The 23,673-nt window shown below is 70.8% G+C and carries 17 protein-coding genes and 1 pseudogene; 9 read left to right on the top strand and 9 right to left on the bottom strand.

The window, feature by feature from the left end; translation table 11 throughout:
- Positions 1-6: 6 nt before the first annotated feature.
- The gene (locus tag Aco04nite_RS11950; RefSeq protein ID WP_212997310.1) at positions 7-891 is read left to right on the top strand and encodes a helix-turn-helix transcriptional regulator; all 885 of its coding nucleotides are present in this window, start codon (positions 7-9) and stop codon (positions 889-891) included.
- A gap of 147 nt (positions 892-1,038) precedes the next feature.
- On the top strand, positions 1,039-1,299 hold the full coding sequence (locus tag Aco04nite_RS11945) for a hypothetical protein (protein WP_212997309.1): 261 nt from the start codon (positions 1,039-1,041) through the stop codon (positions 1,297-1,299).
- Positions 1,300-2,200: 901 nt separating this feature from the next.
- Here Aco04nite_RS11945 and Aco04nite_RS11940 read toward each other — a convergent pair.
- From Aco04nite_RS11940 to Aco04nite_RS11920, 5 genes are all read right to left on the bottom strand, one after another.
- Positions 2,201-3,016, bottom strand: a complete 816-nt coding sequence (locus Aco04nite_RS11940) for a LamG-like jellyroll fold domain-containing protein (protein WP_212997308.1) — start codon at positions 3,014-3,016, stop codon at positions 2,201-2,203.
- A 179-nt stretch (positions 3,017-3,195) separates the two neighbouring features.
- Positions 3,196-3,576 carry a DUF6401 family natural product biosynthesis protein gene (locus tag Aco04nite_RS11935; RefSeq protein WP_212997307.1) on the bottom strand — a complete coding sequence of 127 codons (381 nt, stop codon included), beginning with the start codon at positions 3,574-3,576 and terminating at the stop codon, positions 3,196-3,198.
- Between the two features lie 128 nt (positions 3,577-3,704).
- A complete protein-coding gene (locus tag Aco04nite_RS11930) occupies positions 3,705-6,065 on the bottom strand; it encodes a putative bifunctional diguanylate cyclase/phosphodiesterase (RefSeq protein ID WP_212997306.1) in 2,361 nt (786 codons plus the stop codon).
- Positions 6,066-6,123: 58 nt separating this feature from the next.
- A complete protein-coding gene (gene hrpA / locus Aco04nite_RS11925; protein WP_212997305.1) occupies positions 6,124-10,089 on the bottom strand; it encodes an ATP-dependent RNA helicase HrpA in 3,966 nt (1,321 codons plus the stop codon).
- A gap of 43 nt (positions 10,090-10,132) precedes the next feature.
- Positions 10,133-10,906 (bottom strand): aldo/keto reductase, encoded by a 774-nt coding sequence (locus tag Aco04nite_RS11920; RefSeq protein ID WP_244875922.1) that lies wholly within the window; start codon positions 10,904-10,906, stop codon positions 10,133-10,135.
- Positions 10,907-11,016: 110 nt separating this feature from the next.
- On the opposite strand from Aco04nite_RS11920, the gene Aco04nite_RS11915 reads away from it, so the two are divergent.
- Entirely contained in the window at positions 11,017-11,382 is a 366-nt protein-coding gene (locus tag Aco04nite_RS11915) for a response regulator (RefSeq protein ID WP_212997304.1), read from the top strand.
- Between the two features lie 28 nt (positions 11,383-11,410).
- Here Aco04nite_RS11915 and Aco04nite_RS11910 read toward each other — a convergent pair whose 3' ends face one another.
- On the bottom strand, positions 11,411-13,660 hold the full coding sequence (locus Aco04nite_RS11910; RefSeq protein WP_244875921.1) for an ATP-binding protein: 2,250 nt from the start codon (positions 13,658-13,660) through the stop codon (positions 11,411-11,413).
- Between the two features lie 168 nt (positions 13,661-13,828).
- Positions 13,829-14,977, bottom strand: coding sequence for a sporangiospore maturation cell wall hydrolase GsmA (gene gsmA / locus Aco04nite_RS11905; RefSeq protein ID WP_212997302.1), 1,149 nt, complete (start codon positions 14,975-14,977; stop codon positions 13,829-13,831).
- A 206-nt stretch (positions 14,978-15,183) separates the two neighbouring features.
- Here gsmA and Aco04nite_RS11900 point away from each other — a divergent pair, with 206 nt between their 5' ends.
- From Aco04nite_RS11900 to Aco04nite_RS11890, 3 genes are all read left to right on the top strand, one after another.
- The gene (locus Aco04nite_RS11900; protein WP_212997301.1) at positions 15,184-16,107 is read left to right on the top strand and encodes a phosphatase PAP2 family protein; all 924 of its coding nucleotides are present in this window, start codon (positions 15,184-15,186) and stop codon (positions 16,105-16,107) included.
- Positions 16,104-16,679: a YflT domain-containing protein gene (locus Aco04nite_RS11895; protein WP_212997300.1), complete on the top strand. Its 576-nt coding sequence runs from the start codon at positions 16,104-16,106 to the stop codon at positions 16,677-16,679. Before Aco04nite_RS11900 ends, Aco04nite_RS11895 begins: the two co-directional genes overlap by 4 nt.
- A 161-nt stretch (positions 16,680-16,840) precedes the next feature.
- Positions 16,841-17,587, top strand: a complete 747-nt coding sequence (locus Aco04nite_RS11890) for a DUF4097 family beta strand repeat-containing protein (protein ID WP_212997299.1) — start codon at positions 16,841-16,843, stop codon at positions 17,585-17,587.
- Here Aco04nite_RS11890 and Aco04nite_RS11885 read toward each other — a convergent pair.
- Entirely contained in the window at positions 17,561-20,611 is a 3,051-nt protein-coding gene (locus Aco04nite_RS11885) for a S8 family peptidase (RefSeq protein WP_212997298.1), read from the bottom strand. The two genes, Aco04nite_RS11890 and Aco04nite_RS11885, sit on opposite strands and share 27 nt — an antisense overlap.
- 174 nt (positions 20,612-20,785) lie before the next feature.
- On the opposite strand from Aco04nite_RS11885, the gene Aco04nite_RS11880 reads away from it, so the two are divergent.
- From Aco04nite_RS11880 to Aco04nite_RS11870, 3 genes and pseudogenes are all read left to right on the top strand, one after another.
- Complete coding sequence (locus tag Aco04nite_RS11880; protein ID WP_212997297.1) at positions 20,786-21,292, top strand: SigE family RNA polymerase sigma factor; 507 nt, start codon at positions 20,786-20,788, stop codon at positions 21,290-21,292.
- The gene (locus Aco04nite_RS11875) at positions 21,285-21,974 is read left to right on the top strand and encodes a hypothetical protein (protein ID WP_212997296.1); all 690 of its coding nucleotides are present in this window, start codon (positions 21,285-21,287) and stop codon (positions 21,972-21,974) included. Before Aco04nite_RS11880 ends, Aco04nite_RS11875 begins: the two co-directional genes overlap by 8 nt.
- Positions 21,975-22,078: 104 nt before the next feature.
- Positions 22,079-23,083, top strand: a pseudogene (locus Aco04nite_RS11870) (ATP-binding protein); the annotation flags it as partial.
- Here the strand turns inward: Aco04nite_RS11870 and Aco04nite_RS11865 are convergent.
- The gene (locus Aco04nite_RS11865) at positions 23,080-23,595 is read right to left on the bottom strand and encodes an HAD domain-containing protein (RefSeq protein WP_244875920.1); all 516 of its coding nucleotides are present in this window, start codon (positions 23,593-23,595) and stop codon (positions 23,080-23,082) included. The pseudogene Aco04nite_RS11870 and the gene Aco04nite_RS11865 overlap by 4 nt on opposite strands.
- Positions 23,596-23,673 lie beyond the last annotated feature (78 nt).

Below are 23,673 nucleotides of genomic sequence, written 5' to 3'. Positions count from 1 at the left end.
AAACCCATGACCGAACTTGGCACGACGCTGCGCGCCTGGCGCGACCGCCTCACCCCGGCGGCAGCGGGCCTGCCGACCGGCCACGCCCGCCGCGCCCAGGGCCTGCGCCGCGAAGAACTCGCCGACCTCACCGGCATCTCGGTCGACTACGTCGTCCGCCTCGAACAGGGCCGCGCCACCACCCCGTCGGAACAGGTCGTCGCCGCCCTGGCCCGCGCCCTGCAGCTCACCACCACCGAACGCGACCACCTGTACCGCCTGGCCCGCATCATCCCGCCGGCCGACGGCCGCATCTCCGACCACATCCCACCCGGCGTCCACCGCGTGATCACCCGCCTCGGCGACAACGCCGCCGTAGCCGTCTTCGCCGCCGACTGGCAGCTCATCACCTGGAACCGCGGCTGGTCAGCCCTGTTCGGCGACCCCGCGGTCAAACCCCCGGCCCTGCGCAACTTCGCCCGCGACACCTTCCCCGCGCAAGGAGCCACCCCCGCCCTGTCCCAATGGCCCGTCACCTCGTGCGCCAGCGACACCATCGAAGCCGCCATCGTCTCCGACCTGCGCCGCGCCACCGGCCGCTTCCCCGACGACCGACGCCTGGCCACCCTCATCCACACCCTCACCACCACCAACAAGACCTTCGCCACCCTCTGGGCCACCGGCGCCGTAGGCCCCCACCGCGAAGACCACAAAATCGTCGACCACCCCACCGTCGGCCCGATCGCCGTCGACTGCGACGTCATGACCGACGGCGACGCCGAACTCAAAATCGTCATCCTCACCGCCACCCCCGGCACCGAGGACGACACCAAACTCCGCCTCGCCATCATCGCCGGCAATCCGGTCGCGCCCCTGCCCACACCGGTCTACGGTGAGGACATGATCTCCTGAGAAACTTCCGCTGCCACTCTCTTCTGGCACTCGGGTAGTTCCGGCGGCACCGTCCGCCGTGGGTCAGCCGCGTCCGGCCACCCGGGGCTCCACAGTTCTCACATCTTCCACGGCACCCGCCGCACTCCCTCACGAGGAGGCCGCACCATGCCAGACCCCGATCCCACCAAGCCGCAATCCACCGACTCAGACTTCACGATCTCCGTCGACCCGGACGACCTCGCCGCCCGTGACCTGGCCCCGGCGGAACCCCCGCCCCTGCCCGGCCACCCCCAGGCCAAGGACCTCCCCTCGACCCACCACGGCCTCGCGGACCCCCGCCAGGCCGCCCGCGACCGCTCCGACCGAGCCCACGCCACCCGAGGAACCCAAGGCACAGGCCGCACGTACGCCTTCCGCCGCAGCTGACAGCCCCCACCGCGCCCCGGCTCTCCTGCCGGGGCGCGGTTCCATCCCCCCGCTGGGCCCCGCATCGCCACGACGTCGGGCGCGACCTCAGATGCACCCAAAGTCAAGGTGGCCGCTGCATCCGGGGGCGTCCTCCAACCGAATACGATCCCGAGTTCGGCAAAATCTCCGAATCACCTGGGTCGGCCCGGTTTCCCGCCGCAGCGCCGGCCGACGTCGTTGTCAACCTCTGGCGAGCTATGTCCACTGGGCGGATGTGGCGCAATTTCGAGCTCGGGGGTCCCCGCGGAAATGCGGCCCACGCGGTCACAACCTCTTCGGCATCCTAGGAGGCTAGGTGGCGAACTTGCCGTCTTGTGCAAAAGGCTCGGGTGAGCGGTCCCAGCCTTGATCGGCGCAAGCCCTTGATCGGCGCAAGCCCTTGATCGGTCCAAGCCAGAAAGTTTGACCGTCGACACGGGACCGTTCGGCACGGGACCGTTCGGCAGGGGGGCGCGAGACGTGGGTTGGTGTGATGTTGCGCGAAAGGTCGAGTTGCCGCAACTTTTTGTGATGTCAGCCGTCAAGCACGGGGCAATCGCATCTCGCGACACTACATATACATTTTGGCCGAGGCTCTGACCAGCACTTATCTGCTGACCCTCTCCGCCCTGCAGCCCTGACCGAAAATCGGGCCAGTCGACATCGACATCCGGGTCCCGCACTCCAGGTGGCAACGGCATAGCCGACGGCCGACCGCCGTCGGTGTCCTTGCGAAAACCCGTTCGCGCGCGGAAAACGGGAGCAGAAGCGGAAAGCGGGGACGGAGGGCCGGGACCTTTGCCGAGGTCCCGGCCCTCCGCGTGCCCGGCGCCGCCGGTGGATGACGGGGGACGGCGGGCCGGGGTTCTTACCGGTGGGGTCAGCCGAGGCGGGCGTACACGTCGTCGAGGAGGCCGTGGTACATGTCGCTGGTGGTGTTGAAGTTGGGGCCGGCGATGCGGAGGGGGAGGTTGTTGCTGATGGAGAGCGTGGCGGGGATGGCGAGGGTGCCGCTGATTTTGCCGTCGACGTAGACGCTGAGGCGGGCTCCTGAGCGCTGGCACAGGACCGAGTGCCAGGTGCCGTCGGCGACCGTGACGGCGGAGCGGACGAGGTAGATCACGGGGGTGGTGGAGCCGGTGCCGATGGCGACGCACTGGGCTTTGCCGTGGGTGGCGCCGATCTGCATCTTCCAGAGGCTCTGGGTGTCGACGACACCCTTCTGCATGACGTTGGACGAGCCTGCCACCTGGGCTTTTGTCAGGCGGACCGAGGCGCCCCAGCGGAACTGGCGGGTGCCCGGGTCGAGGTCGGCGTCGTCGGTGCCTTCGAGCAGGGCCCGGGGGCAGGTGGGGGCCTTGGCGGCGCAGGGGGCGGCGAAGGCGGCGTACGTGTGGGGCCTCGTGCCGTTGAAGTTGATCCGGCCCTTGTCCTTGGAGCGGATCGTGAGGGCGGAGCCGCGCTGGGAGAGGTCGCTCACCTTGGTGGCGGAGGTGGTGCCGGTGTCGAACGTGTACCGGGCGACGGTGACCGGGGCAGCAGCAGCGGCCGGAGCGGCAGCAAAGCCAGCGGAAGTAGAGCCGGCGGAAGTAGAGCCGGCGGGAGTGGAGCCAGAAGCAGGGGATGCAGAAGCGGGTGCCGAAACCGAAGCAAGAGCGAGGGCGCTGATCAGAGCGGTCGTGGCGGTGAATCGCATCCGAGAAACGTACTTTTCACCCGGTAGATTGCGAAATGCAAAATATAGGTGTTTCAGCCTGGTTACGAAGCGGGAAGGCCCAGGCCCGGCAGAAAAGCGGCCGGTGCGGATCGCCCGAGCGGGCTAATCACCTGGGGCGGGCCGGCACGGGCCGGCCGGAAGCTGCTGGCCGGCCGAGCTCAGAGCAGGCCGGCCGACTCGGCGATCAGGCAGACCGCGACGAGACGCATGAGGTGCCACTCGGCGGCGAGCCAGGCCGGGCCGGACACGTACGCCTGGCCGGGCTCCGGGATCGGGCGGCCCATGCGCTTGGCGGCGGCGACGATCGACCTGGTGTACGCGGCGAGACCGTCGGCGTCGACCGCGCGGCCGGCCTGTCCGAGGGCGTCGCGGACGGCGGCGGCGTGCTGGTCGACCTGCGCGAGCAGACCGGAGTCGCCGAGCGCGGCGGACAGACCGTCGACGCCCACCCGCGCCATCATCTCGTCCAGGAGCGCGCGGGCCGGGTCGGCGGCGGGAGCGGTGGAAATCGGGGCGAAGGCGAGGAATTCGTTCGTCATGGGAAGGACGCTAGGGCCTGCGGGCGCCGGTTGACAGCGGGGTAACCGAACGGCACCCGACCCATGCCCGCAGCGCACCCGGGGGCACCGGATTCGGCCCTCGTGCCCCGTTCGGCGAGGGCACGGATTCAGACCCTCGTGCCCCACTCGGCGTTCGTGAGCAGCTTGGCCGCGGCGTCCGCGGGCAGCGGGCGGGCGTAGTAGTAGCCCTGGGCGCGGTCGCAGCCGAGCTCGCGCAGGAGCTCGACCTGCTCCCGGGTCTCGACGCCCTCGGCGATGGTGCCGAGCTTGAGACCGGCGGCCAGGTCGATGATCGCCTTGACCATGGTCCGGGCGGTGGGATCGGGTCCGCCGGATCCCGGTTCGGTCGCCGGGCCGGGCATGAAGGATTTGTCGATCTTGACGTGGTCGATCGGGAGGTCACGCAGGTACGCGAGCGACGAGTAGCCCGTACCGAAATCGTCGACCGCGACCTTCACGCCGTGCCCGCGCAGCGTCTCGAGGTGACGGATGGCCTGGTCGGTCACCATGCCGGAGGCGACGAGGACGCCCTCGGTGATCTCCAGGATGAGCGCGGAGGCGGGCAGGCCCGAATCGCGCAGCGCGCTGAACACCTGCGCTGCGAAGTCCGTCTCCCGCAGCTGGCGCGGCGACACGTTGACCGACACGACGACGGCGTGCCGGCGGCGGTGCCATTCGGCGACGACCTCGCAGGAGCGCCGCAGCACCCATTCACCGATCGGCACGATCAGGCCGCTGTCCTCGGCGGCCGGGATGAACTGGTCGGGCGCGATCATCGTCTCGCCGGCGGGCTGCCAGCGGATCAGCGCCTCGACCCCGGTCATGCGCTCGTCGGCGAGGCGCACGAGCGGCTGGAAGTAGACGATCAGCTCGTCGCGGTCGATGGCCCCGCGCAGGCGTTCGACCGTACGCGAGACCGCCAGCTTCTTCTCGCTCAGCGCCCGGTCGAACAGCGTCATCTGGTCCCGGCCCGCCGCCTTGGCGGCGTGCAGCGCCAGGTACGCGTCCCGCAGCACATCCCCCGTGAGCAGGTCCCCGTCGAGCGCCCTCAGCCCGATACTCACCGTCGCGAACAGCTCGTGGCCCTGCACGGCGAAGGGGCTGCGCATCGCCGAGAGGACGCGCTCGCCGATCCGGATGCAGTCGGCGGCGTCCCCGTCGTGGGCCAGGATCGCGAACTCGTCGCTGTCGAGGCGGGCGAGCAGGTCGCCGGCGGGGAGGAGCTTTTGCAGCCGTCCCGTGGCCGCGACCAGCAGCTCGTCGCCGACGGCGTGGCCGAACCGGTCGTTGACCTCCTTGAACTCGTCGAGGTCGAGGACGATCAGCGCCCCGGGACGTTCGGCGGCCAGCGCCGCGGTGACCCGTTCGTAGAGCAGTTCCCGGTTGGGCAGGCCGGTGAGGCTGTCGTGCTGGGCGTGGTGGCGCAGCTCGTCCTGGAGCTCCTGCTGCTTGCCGAGCGACTGTTCCAGGGCGACCGCGCGACGGCGACCGACCAGGTTGAGTTGCCGCATCCGGGTCACGACCAGCGCGGCGGTCAGGGCGGTGGCGCCGACCGGGACGATGACGTCACCGGCGGTGACCCGGTCGACGGCGCTCTCGTGCAGCAGGAAGATCCCGGTCATGATCGGGGTGGCGACGACCGTGACGATGTAGATCCGGGCGGTGCCGAGGTCGTCGAGCGCGTCGTCCTCGCTCGGAGCGGGCTGGGTCACCGCCATCGACGGGTGCAGGGCGGCCGAGCCGAGCAGCGCGTTGGCCGCCATCCAGGAGGCCATGCTGAGCACGGGCAGGTCGCCGCCGTTGATCGTGGAGAGAAAGAGCGCGCTGTCGGCGACCAGCAGCCCGGCGGTCGCGGCGCAGAGCAGGACGTAGGCGGCCGACTTCGTGCCGCCGACCAGCAGCAGCCGCAGGCCGAGGGCGAAGATCACCATGTCGAGCATCGGGAGCGCGACGAGGTGGGGCTGGCTGGGGATCCGGCCGGGGTCGAGCACGTACGGGTCGACCAGCAGCGTCCACCAGACCACCGCCGCGCCGCTGGTGATGATCCCCGTCTCGGTGTAGCCGGCGAAACGCAGGGCGCGCCGGCCCTGGCCGGGAAGGACCATCAGCGCGCAGGCGAGGATCGGGTAGGTGACGAGGTGGAACAGGCCGGTCGCCGCATAGTCGCTCATGCCGCCCACCGACTGCGGCAGGGGCCAGACCAGGTCGCAGAACAGGGCGTAGATGATCCCGCTCAGCAGCAGGTACCAGCCGAGCGGGTGGCGGGGCCGGTACACCCGCAGCCCCGCGACGAGGGCTGCGATCACCGCGAGGGCGCCGAGCAGGCGGAGCGCCGTCCGGACGCTCGTCCAGGGCAGGAAAGGCAGGACGACGGCTGCCGCGCCGGCGACGCAGAGGTACCACAACCACCACCGGCGGGCGGGGCCTGGAGGCCCGCCCGCCCGCACTGTCGTTTGCCCGTCCGCCATTTCCGTTCCACGGTCGCATGCGGACCGTACGGCTACGGGCGGAACGGGACAGAACGTGTCAGGTCGGCAGTTGGTCCATCGCCTTGTAGATGCGTTTGTCCGATACGGGGTACGCCGTACCGAGCGCCTGCGCGAAGAAGTTGATCCGCAGCTCCTCGAGCATCCAGCGGATCTCGCGCAGCCCCTCGTCGGCCGGCCCGCCCACCGGCAGGTCGGCGCGCAGCTCGCGGTACTCGCGCTCGATCTCCTGCAGCTGACCCATCAGTTGCCGGTCGCGGGCGAGGTTGCCACCGAGCCGGTCGAGGCGGTGCACGATGCCCTTGAGGTAGCGCGGGAGCTGGTGCAGCTGCCTCCAGCCCGTGTCGGTGACGAAACCGGGGTAGACGAGCGCCTTGAGCTGGGCCCGGATGTCGGCGAGCGCCGGGACCATCGACGGGTCGCGGGTGGTGCCGAGCCGCTGGCCGACGTCGTACGCCGTGGCCAGCACCGCCTGCACCTGGGTCACGACGGCGGCGGTCGCGTCGACCAGGTCGGCGCGCACCTCGTCGCGCAGCTTGGCGAACTCCGGGGTCGACCAGACCGGCCCGCCGGCGTCCTGCACGAGGCGGTCCACGGCGGCCCCGGCGCAGTCGTCGAGCAGGTCGGCGATCGAGCGGTACGGGTTGCCGCGCGACAACTCCAGTTTCGCCCGGTTGTCGAGGCGCCCCTGCAGGTAGCGGGCCGCCGGGGGCAGCGTGAGCAGGAGCAGCCGGCGGGTGCCGTCGCGCATCGCCTCGCGCTGTTCGGCCTCGCTCTCGAAGACCCGGATCGCGACGCTGTCCTTCTCGTCGGCCAGCGCGGGGTAGACCGTGACCTCGTACCCGCCGCGGACCTGTTTGATCGACCTGGCGAGCGTACCGAAATCATTGGTCGTGATGCCGCGCCGTTCGATGTCGCCGGCGGCAGCGGAGATGGTCTGTTGCACCTTGGGTGCCAGGCTCGCGCGCAGCACGTCGAGGTCGCGGCCCTCCCCCACCGGCGCGCCCTGCTCGTTGACGACCCGGAAGTTGATCCGCAGGTGGTCCGGCACGGCGTCGGGGCGCCAGGCGTCACGCGGCACGATCGTGCCGGTGAGTTTGCGCAGCTCGGCGCCGACCGCGTCGCTGAGATCGCCGCGGCGGGCCGGGATGCGGGACAGCACCGTGTCGGCCCAGTCGGGGACCGGCACGAAACTGGTGCGCAGATGCTTGGGCAGGGCCCGGATCAGCGCGACGACGATCTCCTTGCGCAGGCCGGGGACGTTCCAGCCGAAGTCGGCGGCGTCGAGCTTGTTCAGCAGCGGCAACGGCACCTGCACGGTCACGCCGTCGGCCCGGGCGCCGGGCTCGAACTGGTAGCTCAGCGGGAGACGTACGCCGTTTGCCCTCTTGTCGGTTTTTGAATCGTTGGTCGGCACCAGCCAGGCGTCCGGATACGCACCCGGGTCGACCCCGTCTCGCCCGGTGTTGACCAGCAGCTCGCGGGTGAACGTGAGCAGCTGGGGGTCGTCGTGGCGGGCCTTCTTCCACCACGAGTCGAAGTGCCGGGCGGAGACCACGTCGGCGGGGATGCGCGCGTCGTACAGGTCGTAGACGGTCTCGTCGTCGACGAGGATGTCACGGCGGCGGGCCCTGTTCTCGATCTCCTCGATGCGGGCGAGCAGCGTGGTGTTCTCGGCGAAGAACGTGTGGTGGGTCTCCCAGTCGCCCTCGACCAGGGCGTGCCGGATGAACAGCTCGCGCGAGACGACCGGGTCGACCTTGGCGTAGCCGACCTTGCGGCGCGGCACGATCGGCAGACCGTAGAGCGTGACCTTCTCGTACGCCATGACGGCGCCCTGCTTCTTCTCCCAGTGCGGTTCGCTGTAGCTGCGCTTCACCAGGTGCGGGGCGAGTTGCTCGGCCCATTCCGGCTCGATGCGGGCGTTGACGCGGCCCCAGAGCCGGGAGGTCTCGACGAGCTCGGCGGACATCACCCAGCGTGGCTGCTTCTTGAACAGCGCCGAGCCGGGGAAGATCGCGAACTTGGCCCCGCGGGCGCCGAGGTACTCACGCTTGTCGGTGTCCTTGAGCCCGATATGGCTGAGCAGGCCGGACAGCAGGGCGGTGTGCAGCCGCTGCGCCGCGGGCACGCTCTCGTCGTCCTCCGAGAAGGTCAGATCGAGGGACCGGGCGGTCTGGCGGAGCTGGGCATACAGGTCCTGCCATTCGCGTACGCGCAGGTAGTTGAGATATTCGCTGCGACACATCCGGCGGAACTGGTTGCCGGACAGCTCCCGCTGTTTCTCGCGCAGATAGCGCCACAGGTTGAGGTAGCTGAAGAAGTCCGATTCCTTGTCGACGAACCGGGCGTGCTTCTCGTCGGCCTGCTGCTGGCGCTCGGTGGGGCGCTCGCGCGGGTCCTGGATCGACAGCGCCGCGGCGATGACCATGACCTCGGCGACGCATTCCTGCACGCCGCCCTCGACGACCATGCGGGCCAGCCGCGGGTCGACGGGCAGCGCCGCGAGCTTGCGCCCCATCGGGGTGAGGTTGCGCTGCTCCAGCGCGCCGAGCTCCTCGAGGAGCTTGACGCCGTCGGTGACGTTGCGCTTGTCGGGCGGGTCGATGAAGGGGAACTTCTGCAGGTCGCCCAGGCCCAGGTTGGTCATCTGCAGGATGACGGAGGCCAGATTGGTACGCAGGATCTCCGGCTCGGTGAACTCGGGCCGCCCCTCGAAGTCCTCCTCCGAGTAGAGCCGGATGCAAATGCCGTCAGAGGTACGCCCGCAGCGGCCTTTGCGCTGGTTGGCGCTGGCCTGCGACACGGCTTCGATGGGGAGCCGCTGCACCTTGAGCCGGCTGCTGTAACGCGAGATCCGCGCGGTGCCGGGGTCGATCACGTAGCGGATGCCGGGCACGGTCAGCGACGTCTCGGCGACGTTGGTGGCGAGCACGACGCGGCGGCCGGTGTGCCGTTCGAAGACCTTGTGCTGCTCGGCGGCGGACAACCGGCCGTAGAGCGGGACGACCTCGGTGTTGCGCAGGTCGAGCTTGTTGAGGGCGTCGGCGGTGTCCCGGATCTCGCGTTCGCCGCTGAGGAACACCAGGATGTCGCCGCTGCTCTCCCCGCCGAGCTCGTTGACGGCCGCGGAGATGCCGTCGACCAGGTCGATCGGCTCTTCGCGCGGCTCCCCGTCCTCGATGGCGACCACATCGACAAGCGGCCTGTATCGAACCTCGACCGGGTAGGTCCGGCCCGACACCTCGATCACGGGCGCGGGCTTGCCGGCCGCGTCGCTGAAGTGCTCGGCGAAGCGCTGGGTCTCGATGGTCGCCGAGGTGATGATCAGCTTGAGGTCGGGGCGCTGGGACAGGAGTTGCCGCAGGTAGCCGAGGATGAAGTCGATGTTGAGGCTGCGCTCGTGCGCCTCGTCGATGATCAGCGTGTCGTAGCGGCGCAGCATCCGGTCGTGCTGGATCTCGGCGAGCAGGATGCCGTCGGTCATCACCTTGATCATGGTCTCGTCGGAGACCTGATCGGTGAAGCGGACCTTGTAGCCGACCGTGGCGCCGAGCTCGGTGCCGAGCTCCTCGGCGATGCGCTCGGCGACCGTGCGCGCGGCGATCCGGCGGGGCTGGGTGTGCCCGATCTGGCCGTTCAGGCCGCGGCCCAGCTCGAGGCAGATCTTGGGGATCTGGGTGGTCTTGCCGGAGCCGGTCTCGCCCGCCACGATCACGACCTGGTTGTCGCGGATCGCGGCGAGGATGTCGTCCTTGCGGGCGCTGACCGGCAGCTCCGCGGGGTAGGTGACGACCGGCATCGACGCGATGCGGGCCGCGCGGCGCGCCTGCGCCCGTTCGACCTCGCCGGCTATCTCGGTCAGGGCCGCGGAGCGCGCGACGTCGTCGCGGATCCTGCGGGTGCCGTCGAGACGGCGGCGCAGGCGGCGCTCGTCGCGAGGGAGGAGTTCGGACATCCGGCGGCGGAGCTCGGCAGGATCCGGGCTTACGGGGGCTACAGACATGGCGACACAACAATAGGCATCCGCGCCCCCGAGCGCCTGGTGATTATCGCCGCAGCTTGTCGATCTGGGCCATCTCGTCCTCGGACAGCACGAAACCACCGACCTGGGCGTTCCGGGAGATCCGTTCGGGCGTCACGCTCTTGGGGATGACCACGATCCCGTGCTGGATGTGCCAGCGCAGCACCACCCGGGCGGTGTCGACGCCGTGTGCGGACGCGATCCGGGTCAGGACGGGGTCCTTGAGGTTCGTGGTCTTGAACGGCGAGTAGCCCTCGACGACGACGCCCCGGTCGCGGTGCTCGGCGACCAGCGCGGGGTCGTACAGGCTGGGACCCCACTTGATCTGATTCACGGCGGGCTTCTGCCCGGTCTCGTCGATCAGCTCGTCGATGTCCTTGATGTCATAGTTGCTGACCCCGACGGCCCGGACGAGGCCCTCGTCGCGGGCGGCGAGCATCGCACGCCACATCGGCACGGAGTGCCCCGCACTGGGCTGCCAGTGGATCAGCCAGAGGTCGATGGTGCTCACGCGCAGGGCCTCGAGGCTCGCCGCGAGGACCTCGCGCTCCTGCCCGGCCTGATGAGCGGGCATCTTGGTGGTTACAAACACCTCGTCGCGGGGTACGCCACTGTCTGCCAGAGCACGCCCGACCTCGGCCTCGTTGCCGTAGACCGTCGCGGTGTCGAGGTGCCGGTATCCGGCCTCGAGAGCCTCACGGACCGCTTCGTACGCGGCTTGTCCTTCGATCTGCCAGGTGCCGAAGCCGAGCAACGGCATGGAGAGGCCCCCGTCGAGGGGTACGGAAGCAATCGTCATACCCCCATCTAACTCCTGGGGACGACAAGGAAATTGGTCACGTGCCCGTGTCCGGACGTGGCCTCGGTCTTTAACCCTGCGACTACAACGCAAAACCGGAGGCCGGGGCCATGATCGTCGTCGCCGAGGACCACGAGGACATTCTGTTCGTGCTGCGCCGGGCTCTCGAGAGGGCCGGGCACGAGGTGGTCACCACCACCGACGGTGAGGAAGCCCTGGAAGCGGTACGCAAGCACCTGCCCGACATCGTCGTCACCGACGTCGACATGCCGAAGATGACCGGGCTCGACCTGTGCCGGGCGATCCGCGCGGACGAGGGCCTGCGGCACATCCCCGTGGTCCTGGCCAGCGGCTCGATGCTGCCCGGCGACGCCCGCGCCGCGGAGGCCGGTGCGAGCGCCACTCTGCTCAAGCCGTTCCTGCCCGCCCAGCTCCTGGCGTGCGTGGCGTCGCTCCTGCCACCCCGGCCGGCCTGACGCTCTCCCCCGCCGGCCTGGCTCTTTCTCAGGTCGGCCTGACCCTTTCTCCGGCAGGCCTGACGTTTTCTCCGGCCGGTCTGACGTTTTCTCCGAGGCGGGTCAGCTCGACCACGTCGGCGCGTTCGGCGAGGGCCCGGTCCAGGGTCACGGCGGCGAGCGGCAGGGTGAAGTGGAAGCGCGTGCCCCCGCCCGGGTTGTCGGACACGCCGATCCTGCCGCCGTGGCGTTCCACGATGCGGCGGCAGATCGCCAGGCCCAGCCCGCTGCCGGCGTAACGGGCGGCCGCCGGGGCCCGGTGGAACGAGTCGAAGATGTTGGGCTTGTCCGAGTCGGGGATGCCGATGCCGCGGTCGGCGATCTCGATCCGGGTCCAGCCCGGCGCCCCCGGTCCCGCGGTCACGTCGATCCGCGCGCCCCGGCCGCTCGGGACGTACTTGAGCGAGTTGCCGATCAGGTTGTCGAGCACGTGCCGCAGCATCGCCGGGTCGGCCCGGACCTCGGGGAGCCGGCCCACGTAGAAGTCGGGGGCGGCGCCGTCCGGGCGTACGTGCTCGGTGCGCTGCGCGATCACGTCGGCGACCAGCGGGCTGAGAGCGACGGTCTCCAGCTTCAGCGGGGCGTCCCGCGACGTCGTGTACGCGAGCAGCGTGTCGATCAGCGCGGCCATCCGGTCCACGGAGTTGGCGATCCGGTCCATCGCCGCGCGCGCCTCGAACACCTCCGGGCCCTCGGGGGCGTCGGCGAGTTCGTCGGCGGCGGTCTCGCAGTGTCCGCGGATGATCGCGAGAGGCGCCTTGAGGTCGTGCGCCACCACCCCGGCGAAGACGGCCAGGTCGGTCTCGTAGCGGCGCAGCTCGGTGATGTCGTGGAACACCGCGACCGCGCCGTGCTGCCCGGCGCTCGGGTCGAGCGGGCGACCGTCGACGCTGACCAGGATGCCGTCCTTGCGCTGGCCGTTGCGGATGAGGATCTCGACGCCGTCGCAGGACTCACCGCGCAGCGCCCGCATCAGCGGCAGCTCCTCCAGGGGGAACGGGGTGCGCCCGTCCCCGCGGAACAGCCCGTAGTGCTCCTGCCAGCCCTCCGGCTCGTCGATGTCGTCGGAGATGCCGAGCAGCCCCTTCGCCGCCGGGTTGTGCAGCAGGAAGTGCCCGTCCTCGTCGACGACGCCGACCCCGTCGCCGATGCTGGTCATGACGGCGGAGAGCAGACCGGCCTGACGGCGGCTCTCGGCCTCGGCGGCGCGCAGCTCGGCGGTGGCGACCAGCACCTCCTTGCGGGCCCGGGTCCGGCCGGTGGCCAGGATCCAGACCAGCAGCGCGAGCATCAGCGTGACGACGAGACCGCCGAGCAGGACCGTTGCCGGGGTGCTCGTCCGGGCCCCGGGCAGGTTGCGCGAGTCGGCGCTCGTGACCAGGGTCCACTGCCGGTCCGCGACGGGGAAGCTCGCCGTGCGGGTCAGGTCGAGGCGGCCCCTCGCGTCGTACGAGGCCACCTGGACGCGTTTGCCGGCGCCGTCGAACGCGTACAGCCGGCCGTCGAGCAGGCCCTGGCTGGCCTCGCTGAGCACGCCGCCGAGAAAGTCCTCGCCGTGCAGCCCGAGCGCGAGCCAGCCCTGGAACTCCGGGGCGAAGACCGGCGTCACGAACAGGAACGACAGCTGCTGGCGGTTGGCGGGCAGGTCACGGTCGCGCAGCAGCACGTACGCCGCGGAGACCGTCGGCCGGCCGGTGTGCCGCGCCTCCACCAGCGCCGCGGCACCCTCCGGGGACTCCGCCACGTCGATACCGGCGGGGCGCTCCTCGTTGTTGTTGAGGGTGCGCTGGAAGACGGAGAAGTAGTGCTCGGCGGGCGTACCTTTCGGCTTGAGCTCGAGATCCGCGGCCCCGCGGCTGCGCCAGAGAGCCTGGGTCGCAGCGACCCGGCCCGCCGCCGCCGGGACCACGAACGCGACCGAGGTGGCTCCGGGCAGCGTCGCCCGGTCGAGCGGGGCCGTGGCGGCGGTGAAGTCGGACGACGTGAGCCGGGTGTTGGTACCGAGACCCGCGGCCACCGCCTGCATGAGGTCGCGGTAGCGGCCGGTCTCCGTCGTCACCGCGGTCCGCGCGACGGCGGTGCGCTGATCCATCACCCGGGCGGCCGCCGCGCGCTGGTCCTCGCGCAGCGCCCCGACGGTGAGCAGCGTCGCGGTCAGACCGACGACGAGCACGTTCGCGGCGAGCAGCGGACCGACGAAGCGTCCCTGCCACGCGCTCGGCCCGTTTCTGCTGCTCACTGACAGGAGCATAGGACGCAGAACACCCCCGCCGACGAGGTTCCGCCGACGGAGGTGCCGTCCGTGCGCTTCCCGCAACCCGCGGCGCCCGTTGCCGCCCGCGCGCCCCAGAAAGGTTGTGTGCAATTTAGTTGTGCACAACTAAATTGCACACAACCTGACTCAGCGTTACTTCCAGGTGTCGTACTGGTACAGGTTCCAGGCGGCCATGATCCCGGTGACCTTCGTGACGTAGTTGGGGTCGGTGGCGTACCCGGCCTTCCAGATCTTGAAGATGAACTTGTTCGCGTCGGTGGTGTAGTCGAACGCGCCGGCGTAGCGGGGGTTGACCCGCAGGAAGCTGCCGTGGTCCCGGAACGAGTGGGCCATGGTGGGGTACGTCCGGAACGCGCCGGTGGTCGCGAAGCAGGTGCCGGCCTTCGTGCACTCCTGGGTGTTGTAGACGTGGCAGCCGTCCGCGTACCTGCCGAACGCGCCGTTGAAGCACTTGATGCCGAAGTAGTTCCGGTCCACGGCGGCGAGGCCGCTGCGGCCCCAGCCCGACTCGAGGATGGCCTGGGCGATCGTGACCGACGGCGGGACGCCGAACTCGCGCCAGCCCCGCTGCGCACCGGCGACCGATGCCCGGATGAACTGCTCCGGGGTCAGCGTGACCGCCGGCTCGTCGCTGACCACGGCACCCGCGCAGACCGGCAGCGGGCCCGAGTAGATGAAGCCGTGCGAGATGTAGGTGCCGACCGACGTCCGGTCCCACTGCTTCGTGGTCCGGACCGTGCCGGTGACGCTCTCCCCGGCGACCTTGCAGAGCAGGTTGATCTTGCGACCGGTGTTCACCGATGCGAGCACTGCTCCGGATGTCGCGGGCGCCGAGCGCAGATTGACCTTGCCCTCGAGGCTCTTCACCGTGCCGACCACGAAACGCTTGGCGTTCGCGGCGGTGGCCGGCTTGGCCTTGGTCGGGACGGCGGCACCGGACTCGGCGGCGCAGACCGGGATCTTCTTCGACGTGGTGACGTACGCGTGGGAGACGTAGCGGCCGGTGCCGAGGCGGTCCCAGGCTGCCGAGGTGCGCACGGAGCCGCGTACCTTCTGCCCCGCGGTCTGGCAGACCACGGTGACCTTGTCCCCGCCGCGCAGCGTGCCGACCGCCCGGGCGGTCAGCGACGGCGCCGAGCGCACCTTGAGTGAGCCCGTCACCTTGACGGTCGTGGCGACACCGGTGGCGGCGGCGCTCGCAGCCTGCGGCGCTGCGAACCCGGCGCATACGGCGGCGAGCAGCAACGGCCCAGTGAGCAGTCGTCGGGCGGTGTGCGTCATGGACATCCCCTCGATCGCGGCGTCGGCATCCGTGCCTCGGCTCTGTTCGAAGGTCTCGGTGCGCCGTTGCCGCCCGAGAGCGATGCGGGGTGCAGTCGGGTTGCCACGTCCCCCGCCGGGTGACAGGGCTATATTCCGGGCGGTTGAAACCCTGGCGGTATGGGCAAAGCTGAGCCGCCCACCTCACCCCCCAGGAGGACCCCCCGATGACGGCCGTGGCCGCCCCATCCCCCGCCGTGGACTCCCGAGGCCGCGGTGCCACCAGCGTGTTCGGGAACCTGTTCGTCGCGCTGCTCGCAGCCGGTGGCGTCGCCGCCGCGTACTACGTCTGCGTGCTCACCACGATCGGGCAGAAGGCGGACACCCTGGCCATGCGTGGCGCCGACGTGAGCCACCCCCGCTTCGTCGAGGTCATGCAGCGCGCCCTCAACGGCACGACCCTGGTCAGCCTCGTGGCCATCTGCGTCGCCGCCGCGCTGATCGGCTTCGTCCGCCGCCGCAAGGACCTGGCGATCGCCGCCGCGCTGCTCGTGCTCGGCGCCAACGCCAGCACCCGGCTGCTCAAGACCTACCTCGAACGCCCCGACCTCGACGGCACGGGCATGCCGAACTCCTTCCCGAGCGGGCACACCACCGCCGCCGCGTCCGTCGCGTTCGCCCTGATCCTGGTACTCCCCTACGCCATCCGGGGCACCGTCGCGATGATCGGGGCCGCGTACACGACCACCATCGCCGTCGCCACGGTCTGGGCGGAATGGCACCGCCCCAGTGACACCGTCGCGGCCCTGTTCGTGGTGCTGGCCTGGAGCGCGCTCGCCTCGGCGGTCGTTCGCCTCGGCCGCGTACGCATCACCGGCGTCACCGCCCGCCCCAACCGCATCGCCATGTGGATCTTCGGCGTCGTCGGCGCCCTCAGCGCCGTCGCGGCCGTCGTCGGCTTCAGCGCCCTCGCCCTCGGCGAGCACCTCACCCCGGACCTCGTCTCCGGACGCTACGTCTTCGCCGCCGGAATTGCGGCGGTCACCACAGTGGTCGCTGCAACCTTCGCCATCTGGGTACGTCTGGCAGCAGGCGACCGCCCCACCCCCGCGCCCCAGCCCGAATCGCCCTTCGCAGGAGGCACCCCATGACCACCCCGACTTCCCCCGCGACCGAACCCACCGCCGGCGCCGTCCCCCCGGGCCCGGCCGGCGTCCCGGTCCTCCCCGCCGCCGACCCCCTGGCCCAGGCGGGCGCGGACCGGACCGGCCCGTCGCTCACCATCGGCACGTACGCCGACTACGCCCTCGCCCAGCAGGCGGTCGACTACCTGTCCGACAACAAGTTCCCGGTCGAGCGCACCGCCATCATCGGCACCGACCTGCGCCTGGTCGAGAACGTCCTCGGCCGCATGACCACCCTGCGCGCGGCCGGCGCCGGCGCGGCCAGCGGCGCGTGGTTCGGCCTGTTCATCGGCCTCTTCTTCGGCATCTTCGGCAACGCCAACTGGTACGGCGTCATCTTCCTGGGCCTGCTCATCGGCGCCGTCTGGGGCGCCGTCTTCGGCGCGATCGCCCAGGCCATGACCGGCGGCCGCCGCGACTTCACCTCCCGCAGCTCCCTGCAGGCCGCCCAGTACGCCGTCACCGCGGATGCCGAGGTCGCCGACGAGGGCCGCGCCCTGCTCACCCGTCTCAACTGGAACAACAGCGGCGCCAGCTGACCCTGGCATTTCCGGCGCCGCCTCCGTCGGGGGCGGCGCTTCTTCCATGTACGCCAACCGTGCCCGCAGCGCTCACACCACGCGGGCCGCATCGAACGGCCGCGACCTCCCATCCCACTCCCGCCCGATGCGGGCGGCGCGAGGCCGCTAATCTTCTGCGCATGAACCGGGGACGGGGCGCGGGGCCGGTAGTCACGGCGATGGTGGCGGGAGCGGTGCTGGCGGGCTGCGGAGGCGGCGGCTCGGCGCACACCTATGACACCACCGTGCAGGACTGGATCACCCAGATCGTGCTCGAGGGCGGCAACGGGAAGGTCACCGTGCGCACCACGCCGAACGCCGCGACCACGATCCGCCGGACCACCACCGCGAAGTCCGACCCGGGAAAGTTCTACCGCGTGGACGGCCGCGTGCTGCTGATCAACACCAGCTGCGGCCTGCGCTGCGACCAGGACTACTCGATCGAGGCACCCGCCGGGGTGGCCGTCAGCGGCGGGATCACCGCCAACGATCTCACCCTCGAGGGTGTCGGCAGCGCCGACGTGGGTGTCTCCGCCGGCAACATCACCATCACCGGCGCAACCGGCGGCGTCCGCGCCCGCTCCGACCACGGCGACGTCACGGTCGCCCTGACCGAGGTCGCCAACGTGAGCGCGAAGTCCGCCACCGGCGACGTCGATGTGACCGTCCCGCCCGGCCAGTACGAGGTCACCGCCCTCAGCGCCGCCGGCGGCACGGTCACGAGCACCGTCTTCAACATCCTCGACGCACGCAACACCCTCGACGCCCAGACCGGCGTCGGCTCGGTCACCGTCGCCCTGGCCGAGCCCGGGCCGGAGGTGTCCCCCTCGGCCTCGGGCCCGGCACTCCCGGCACGCCCGTCACGCCATCCGGTACGCCCTAAGTAACGTCACCGTCGCGCCGTCCGCGGTGAGGCGCAGCGACACGAACCCGGCCCGCCGGGGATGGGTGATCGTGGCGATCCCCCGGGCCACCGGCACCGCGATCCACGTCCTCCCGTCGTCGAAGGACACCGACACCCGGGTGGCCGCCTCGACCGGGACGGCGAGAGTGCTCCCTGCCCGGGCGGTGTTGGTGTCGTCCAGTCGCGGCGCGACGGACGGCGTGACCAACGGCAGATCCACCACCTCATCGGTACGTGCGGATGTGAAAGTCCACACCGCGGCGACCGACGACGACAGCGTGTCCGGGGCACCGCGGGTGACGGTCGCCTCCAGCCGGTAGGCGGCCCGCCCGGCCGGCACCTCGAACTCCGCGAACGGCAGCTCGTTCGACTCCCCCACCACGACGCCGTCGCGCAGCAGCCGGAAATGCACCGGCAGGTCGTCGCGGGACGCCGGGCGCCCCGACGCGTCGGTGAACAGCGGCGGCTGCACGGCGATGACGTCACCGTCGCGGGTCGCCCACCCGGGCGCGGTGCCGGGTCCGAACGGCGCGTTGTTCCAGGTCCGGGTGTACGCCTTCCCTGCCTGGTACGTGTCGTCGGAGACGGTGCTGTTGTCGCCGTCGAGGAACGTGGTCGTCCACACCAGCCCGCCGTCGGTGTTGTAGTACTCGGTGGCGTGGAACGGCAGGTCGAAGGCCGTGCTCGCGCCGATCGGGCCGGGCCCGCCGGGCACCGCCGCGCGATGGAACCGGGTGCCGGTCGCCGTCGACGTCTGCTTGCGATAGGTGGCGTGGACCGTGGCGAGGGTGCGGGGACCCGGTTTCTTCGTCAGTCCGGTGAACATGTCGCCGGTGAGGACGTACGCGAGGTCGTACGAGTAGGGGCTGTTGCGGAACGTCCTGTCCCGCCCCGGGCGGGCGAGCCCGATGCCGAGAGTGGCACTGAACTCGGGGGCTTCGGTCCGCGGGCCGATCCGCCCGAGGTAGACCTGCGCGAACGTGCCGGCGCTCAGCTGGACGCCCGGGTACCTGATGCCGTCGTCCCAGTTGGCGCTGACGTTGATCGCGACGGGCGCCGCGTCCTTCTCCGGGACGCTGATCGTGATCGGCTTCGCGGTACGCGCGTCGAGCGCCTCGGTGACCGGACCGTGCACGTCCAGGACGGGCTGGGCGAGCAGCGTCGTGACGTCGCCGTCGTGGATCGTGCTGTACAACGCGTACCGGCCCTTGGCGAGCCGCATGACGCCGGCGTCGGGTGTGGTGAACTCGCCGGTGCTCAGGTTCGCGGCAACCGTCTCGGCGACCGTGGCCGGTTTCCCGTCGCGGCCGGTCGTGGGCACCGTGACGTCATAGGACTCGATCTCACGGTTCAGCGCGTACGGCGTACTGATCCGCAGATCTCCCGGTCCTGTCGCGTTCAGCGCCCCGGTCTCGAGCCCGTCCGGCGCTTCCACCCGGGTGTCCACGGTCAGCGTGACCCCGGCGCGTCCCCCGGCGGGCACGACCAGCGTGGCCGGGCTGACCGTGACGTTCGGCGACGTCCCGGTGGACAGGGCGAGGGTCACCGGCGTACCGCCCGAGTTGAGGTAACCCACCGTCCGGGTGACCGGCGTGTCGTCGCCGTGCGGCCAGCGCTGCACCGGGAAGTCGATGTCCGCGACGTCGGCGGCGACCGGTTGCGCGACCGCCCTGCCGATGTCGACCCGGCCCGCACCCTGCTGGTAGAGCTCGCCCGGCTTCGTGACCGCCGAGCCCATCAGCGCGGCCTTGAGCTGCGTGCCGGACCAGTCCGGATGCTGCTGCGCGAGAATCGCCGCGGACCCGGCGACGTGCGGGGTCGCCATCGACGTGCCGGACATCGTGGCGTAGCCCCCGCCCGGCGCGGCGGCGGTGATGTCGACACCGGGCGCGCTGATCTCCGGTTTGATGTGGTTGTCCCCGATCCGCGGGCCCTGGCTGGAGAAGTACGCGCGGTTGTCGTCGGCGTCCACCGCGGCCACGGCGAGGGCGTCGTCCGCGGAGGCCGGCGACGACACCGTCCTCGGCTTGCCCTCGTTGCCCGCGGCGATGACGAACAGGGTTCCGTACTGTGCGCTCAGCCCTTGAACTGCCGTTTCGAGCGGGTCGAGGCCCGGCGTGTCGTCGGCGCCGAGGCTGAGGTTGACGACCTTCGCCCGGGGCGCGGCCCACTGCATGCCGGCGATGATCGCGGAGTCCTGGCACTCCTCGTCCGCGCAGACCTTCCCGACGGCCAGCTTCGCGCCGGGCGCCACGCCGCGGTACGTGCCGCCGTTCCCCGCGATGGTCGACGCCACGTGGGTGCCGTGCCCGACCGTGTCGGCGATACCCGTACCGGTGAAGTCCTCGGCCACCGCGATGTGCCCCGCGAAGTCGGGGTGGGTGGCGTCGATCCCGGAGTCCAGCACACCGACGGTCACGCCGGTGCCGTCGAAGCCCGCCTGCCACGCCGCCGGGGCGCCGATCCGGGGGACGCTGCGGTCCAGCGAGACCTTGCGCTTGCCGTCCAGCCAGACGTGGGTCATGCCTGCCAGCGTCGTCCAGAGCGCGGTCCGGCCGGCCTTCTCCGCGCTGACGGCCGCGGCGCCGATGGCGGGAAGCCTCCGTGCCGCGCCGAGGGCTTCCGGCATTTTTCCTTCCGGGTACGCGACCAGCAGCGGCAACGCGGCGGCCCGGTCGTCGTACCCGAACTCGCCCAGCGTGGTGAGGTCGAACAGCCGCCGATCCAGCCGCCCGTCACGGAGCAGGGGCAGCGCGTCGGCCGGCACGACGAACCGGTGACCGCCCTCCCGGCTGCTCACGAACGTCATGCCCGCGCGACCCGGCCCCCGCTCGATCACGGGCTGCCCGTCCGCACCCACCGTCACCCGGTCACCGGTGATCAGGGTGAAGCTCGTGTCCCCGCCCTGTCCCCGCTTGCTTTCCTGTGCTTCCGCTCGTTGGACCGCCGGGACTGCCGTCACCAGCACGGCCGCCAGCACGCCGGCCGTCAGGGTGCGTCGTCGCACATCGTCCTCTCCGCCCACGGGAATGTCCCGGGGCGCCACGATGACGCGTGGGCCGCCGTACCGGTTGAGCACTGTCTATGTGTTGCCGATCACAGCACCGCCTGCAACCGCGTACGCCGCGCAGGCGTCAGGTCCACATGATCACGGTCCACAACGCCGGAGGGAACGGGTCAGATGCGTGACGCCGAGGAGTTCGACGCCTTCTACGCGGCCTCGGCCGGCAACGTCGTCGGCCACGTCTACGCGCTGACCGGCAGCCGTAGCGAGGCCGAGGACGCGGTCGCCGAGGCCTTCATGCGCGCCTGGCAGCGCTGGCCCGCGGTCCGGGACGCGGACAGCCCGGAGGCCTGGGTACGCCGGGTCGCGTCCCGCATCGCCGTGAGCAGCTGGCGCAAGACGGTCAACCGGCTCCGCGCCCACCGCCGCGAAGCCGTCGACCAGCCCGTCCCCGGTCTCAGCGAGGACCACGTCGCCCTCCTGCAGGCCCTGCGCCACCTGCACCCCCACCAACGCCGCGCCGTGGTGCTGCACCACCTGAACGACCTCACCGTCGCCGAGGTGGCAGCCGAGATGAACACCCCCGTCGGCACGGTCAAGTCGTACCTGGTCCGCGGCCGCCGGACGATGGCCGCCCTGCTGGCACCCACCGACCTCCCCCAGGAAGAGAAGAACCATGCCTGACCTGCACGACGACCTCACCACCCTCGCCGGGCGCGGCAAGCATGCGGCGAAACTCCCCCCGGCCGAGACCTTGCGCGTACGCAGCGACCGCCGCCGCCACCGCCGCACCGTCATCGCCTCCGCGGGCCTCGCCGTCCTGGCCGTAGCCGGCGGCGCCGCCTTCCTGCAGACCCGGTCCCCGGCTCCGCCCCCCGTCGCCGCGCCCACGCCCCCGTCACCCTCGGCCACCGCGCCCGCGACCATCCTCAACGGTAAGCGCCAGGTCAGCATCGAGGTGGCCGGCATGAACGGCGCGGTGCTCGCCCTCGGCCGCGGCGACGACGACCAGGTCAAAGCCACCACCGACACCGACCCGGGCGACCGCTCCCGGTGGATCCTGCGCCCCCGCGGCGACAAGTACCAGATCGTCCTCGGCGCTCTCCACGGCACGAGCCAGGTCTGCATGACCACCGTCCACGACAAAGCCCCGGGCACGGTCCGCGGCCGCGTCTGCGACCCCACCCTGCCCACCCAGCTCTTCATCCTCGGCAGAACCGCCGACGGCACCTGCTCCCTGTTCCAGGACGAGCACTACATCCAGGTCATCGACGGCACCAACGCACTGGTCCCCGACCTCCCCGAATCCCTCACCACCACCTACGAACTCCACGACCGGGGCCCCGCCGACCCCGCCATCTCCTGACCCGGGCAGCAGCTGCCCCAGCCGCGCCAACAGCTCGCCCGGCATCCTGCAGATCGAACATCACATGCCCTGCAAAACGAAAGCCCGGAGCCCTGCAATTCGAAAATCACCTTGCCGAACGCCGCGACTTGGACAGGGCCCAGGACCGCGCCGCGGCCCTGGCCGACCCTGTCGGCTTTGTCGACCTGCCCCACTTGTTGGTGATCGACGAAATTCAGCGTGCGCCCGATCTGCTGCTCGCCATCAAAGCGTCTGTCGACGAGGATCAGCGTCCGGGCCGATACCTGCTGACCGGGTCCTCGCGCCTGTTCGGTATGGCAGCTGCCCCCGATGCGCTTCCCGGCCGGATGGAAACGGTAGAGCTGTGGCCGTTCTCCCAGGGCGAGATCGACGGCGGCCCGGACGGCTTCGTCGACGCCATGTTCACGCTCGGGCCGGATCTACGGCATGAGTCGACCGTGCCGCGGGCCGACTACGCCACCCGGATCGTGCGGGGTGGCCTACCGGAAGCGGTCTCCCGGGACGATCCACGTCGTCGCGGGCGGTTCTTCGACGCTTACGTCCAATCGCTCGGGTTGAGCCGGCCGACGATCGCGCGGTATCTGAAAGCGCTCGAGGAGATATTTCTCGTGAAGCGCATACCTGGCTGGTCCCGCAATCTGGGCACCCGCGCCACCGCGTCGCCCAGGCTTGTCTTCGTCGATTCGGGCATCGCTGCGAACGAGGTCGCGGCTGATGCGCGCGGCCTGCTTCGGTCCGGCGCACCGTTCGGTCCGTTGCTCGAGTCGTTTGTGCTCTCCGAGCTGGCTCGGCAACTTACCTGGTCCGACCAGCTCGCCGACCTGTACCACTACCGCGACCAGGGCCAGTACGAGGTTGACGCCGTTCTCGAGAACCGTCAGGGCAAAGTCGTCGGCGTCGAGGTCAAGGCCGCATCCACGGTGGGACCTGACGATTTCCGGGGGCTGCGGCGGTTGGCTGATCGGCTGGGTGATGATTTTGTCGTGGGCGTCGTGCTGTACACCGGGACGGCCACGCTTCCGTTCGGCGAAAGGCTTCGGGCTGTGCCCGTCAGTGCGCTCTGGCAGGTGGCGGCTCCTGGCCGTTAGATCACGGCCTTTCGGAGGGCTTCGAAGTCGTCGGTACGCAGACCGTGCCGCGCGTCGACCCGGTGCAGCAGTGCGCGGGCCGGGTGGTGGGCGGCCACATGGCGGCGGTCGGCGTCGGTGATCTCGTCGTCGACCCAGATGAAGGGGCGGCCGGCCGCGTAGTCGAGCAGCGGGCGGGTCTTCGAGTGCACTCCGTCCGTACCAGTCGCATTCTTGTCCGGGACGGCCGCGACCGGCAGGTCGGTGGGCAGGCCGACGCGGGGGCTGATCCACTCGTTGGCCTCGGCACCCCAGGTCGTGGCCCAGACGATGCGGTACGGCAGGGCAAGCAGCCGCTCGCCGTGCCCGGGATGCAGCCACAGTCGCAGCGTCCGGCGATGCGAGAGTGTTTCGTCCACCCAGGACGCGGGGCGGATGCGATGGGTCAGGTAGCCCTCGGGGCGCTGCGTCGGCTTGCCGGCATACGGGTTGAGCGGGCCGTCGACATCGAGGAACAGCAAAGTCTCTGCCACGCGCCACATTGTGCCCGGCGCGGGATCGCCGCGCGACGCGGTTAGAGAGCGCTGCGCAGCTGGGTGCGCAGCTTGGTC

It is taken from the genome of Winogradskya consettensis (assembly GCF_018332715.1).
Taxonomy (GTDB): Bacteria; Actinomycetota; Actinomycetes; order Mycobacteriales; family Micromonosporaceae; genus Actinoplanes; species Actinoplanes consettensis.
The sequence above is the reverse complement of the archived record's forward strand: the minus strand, read 5'-3'. Positions and strand labels throughout refer to the sequence as shown.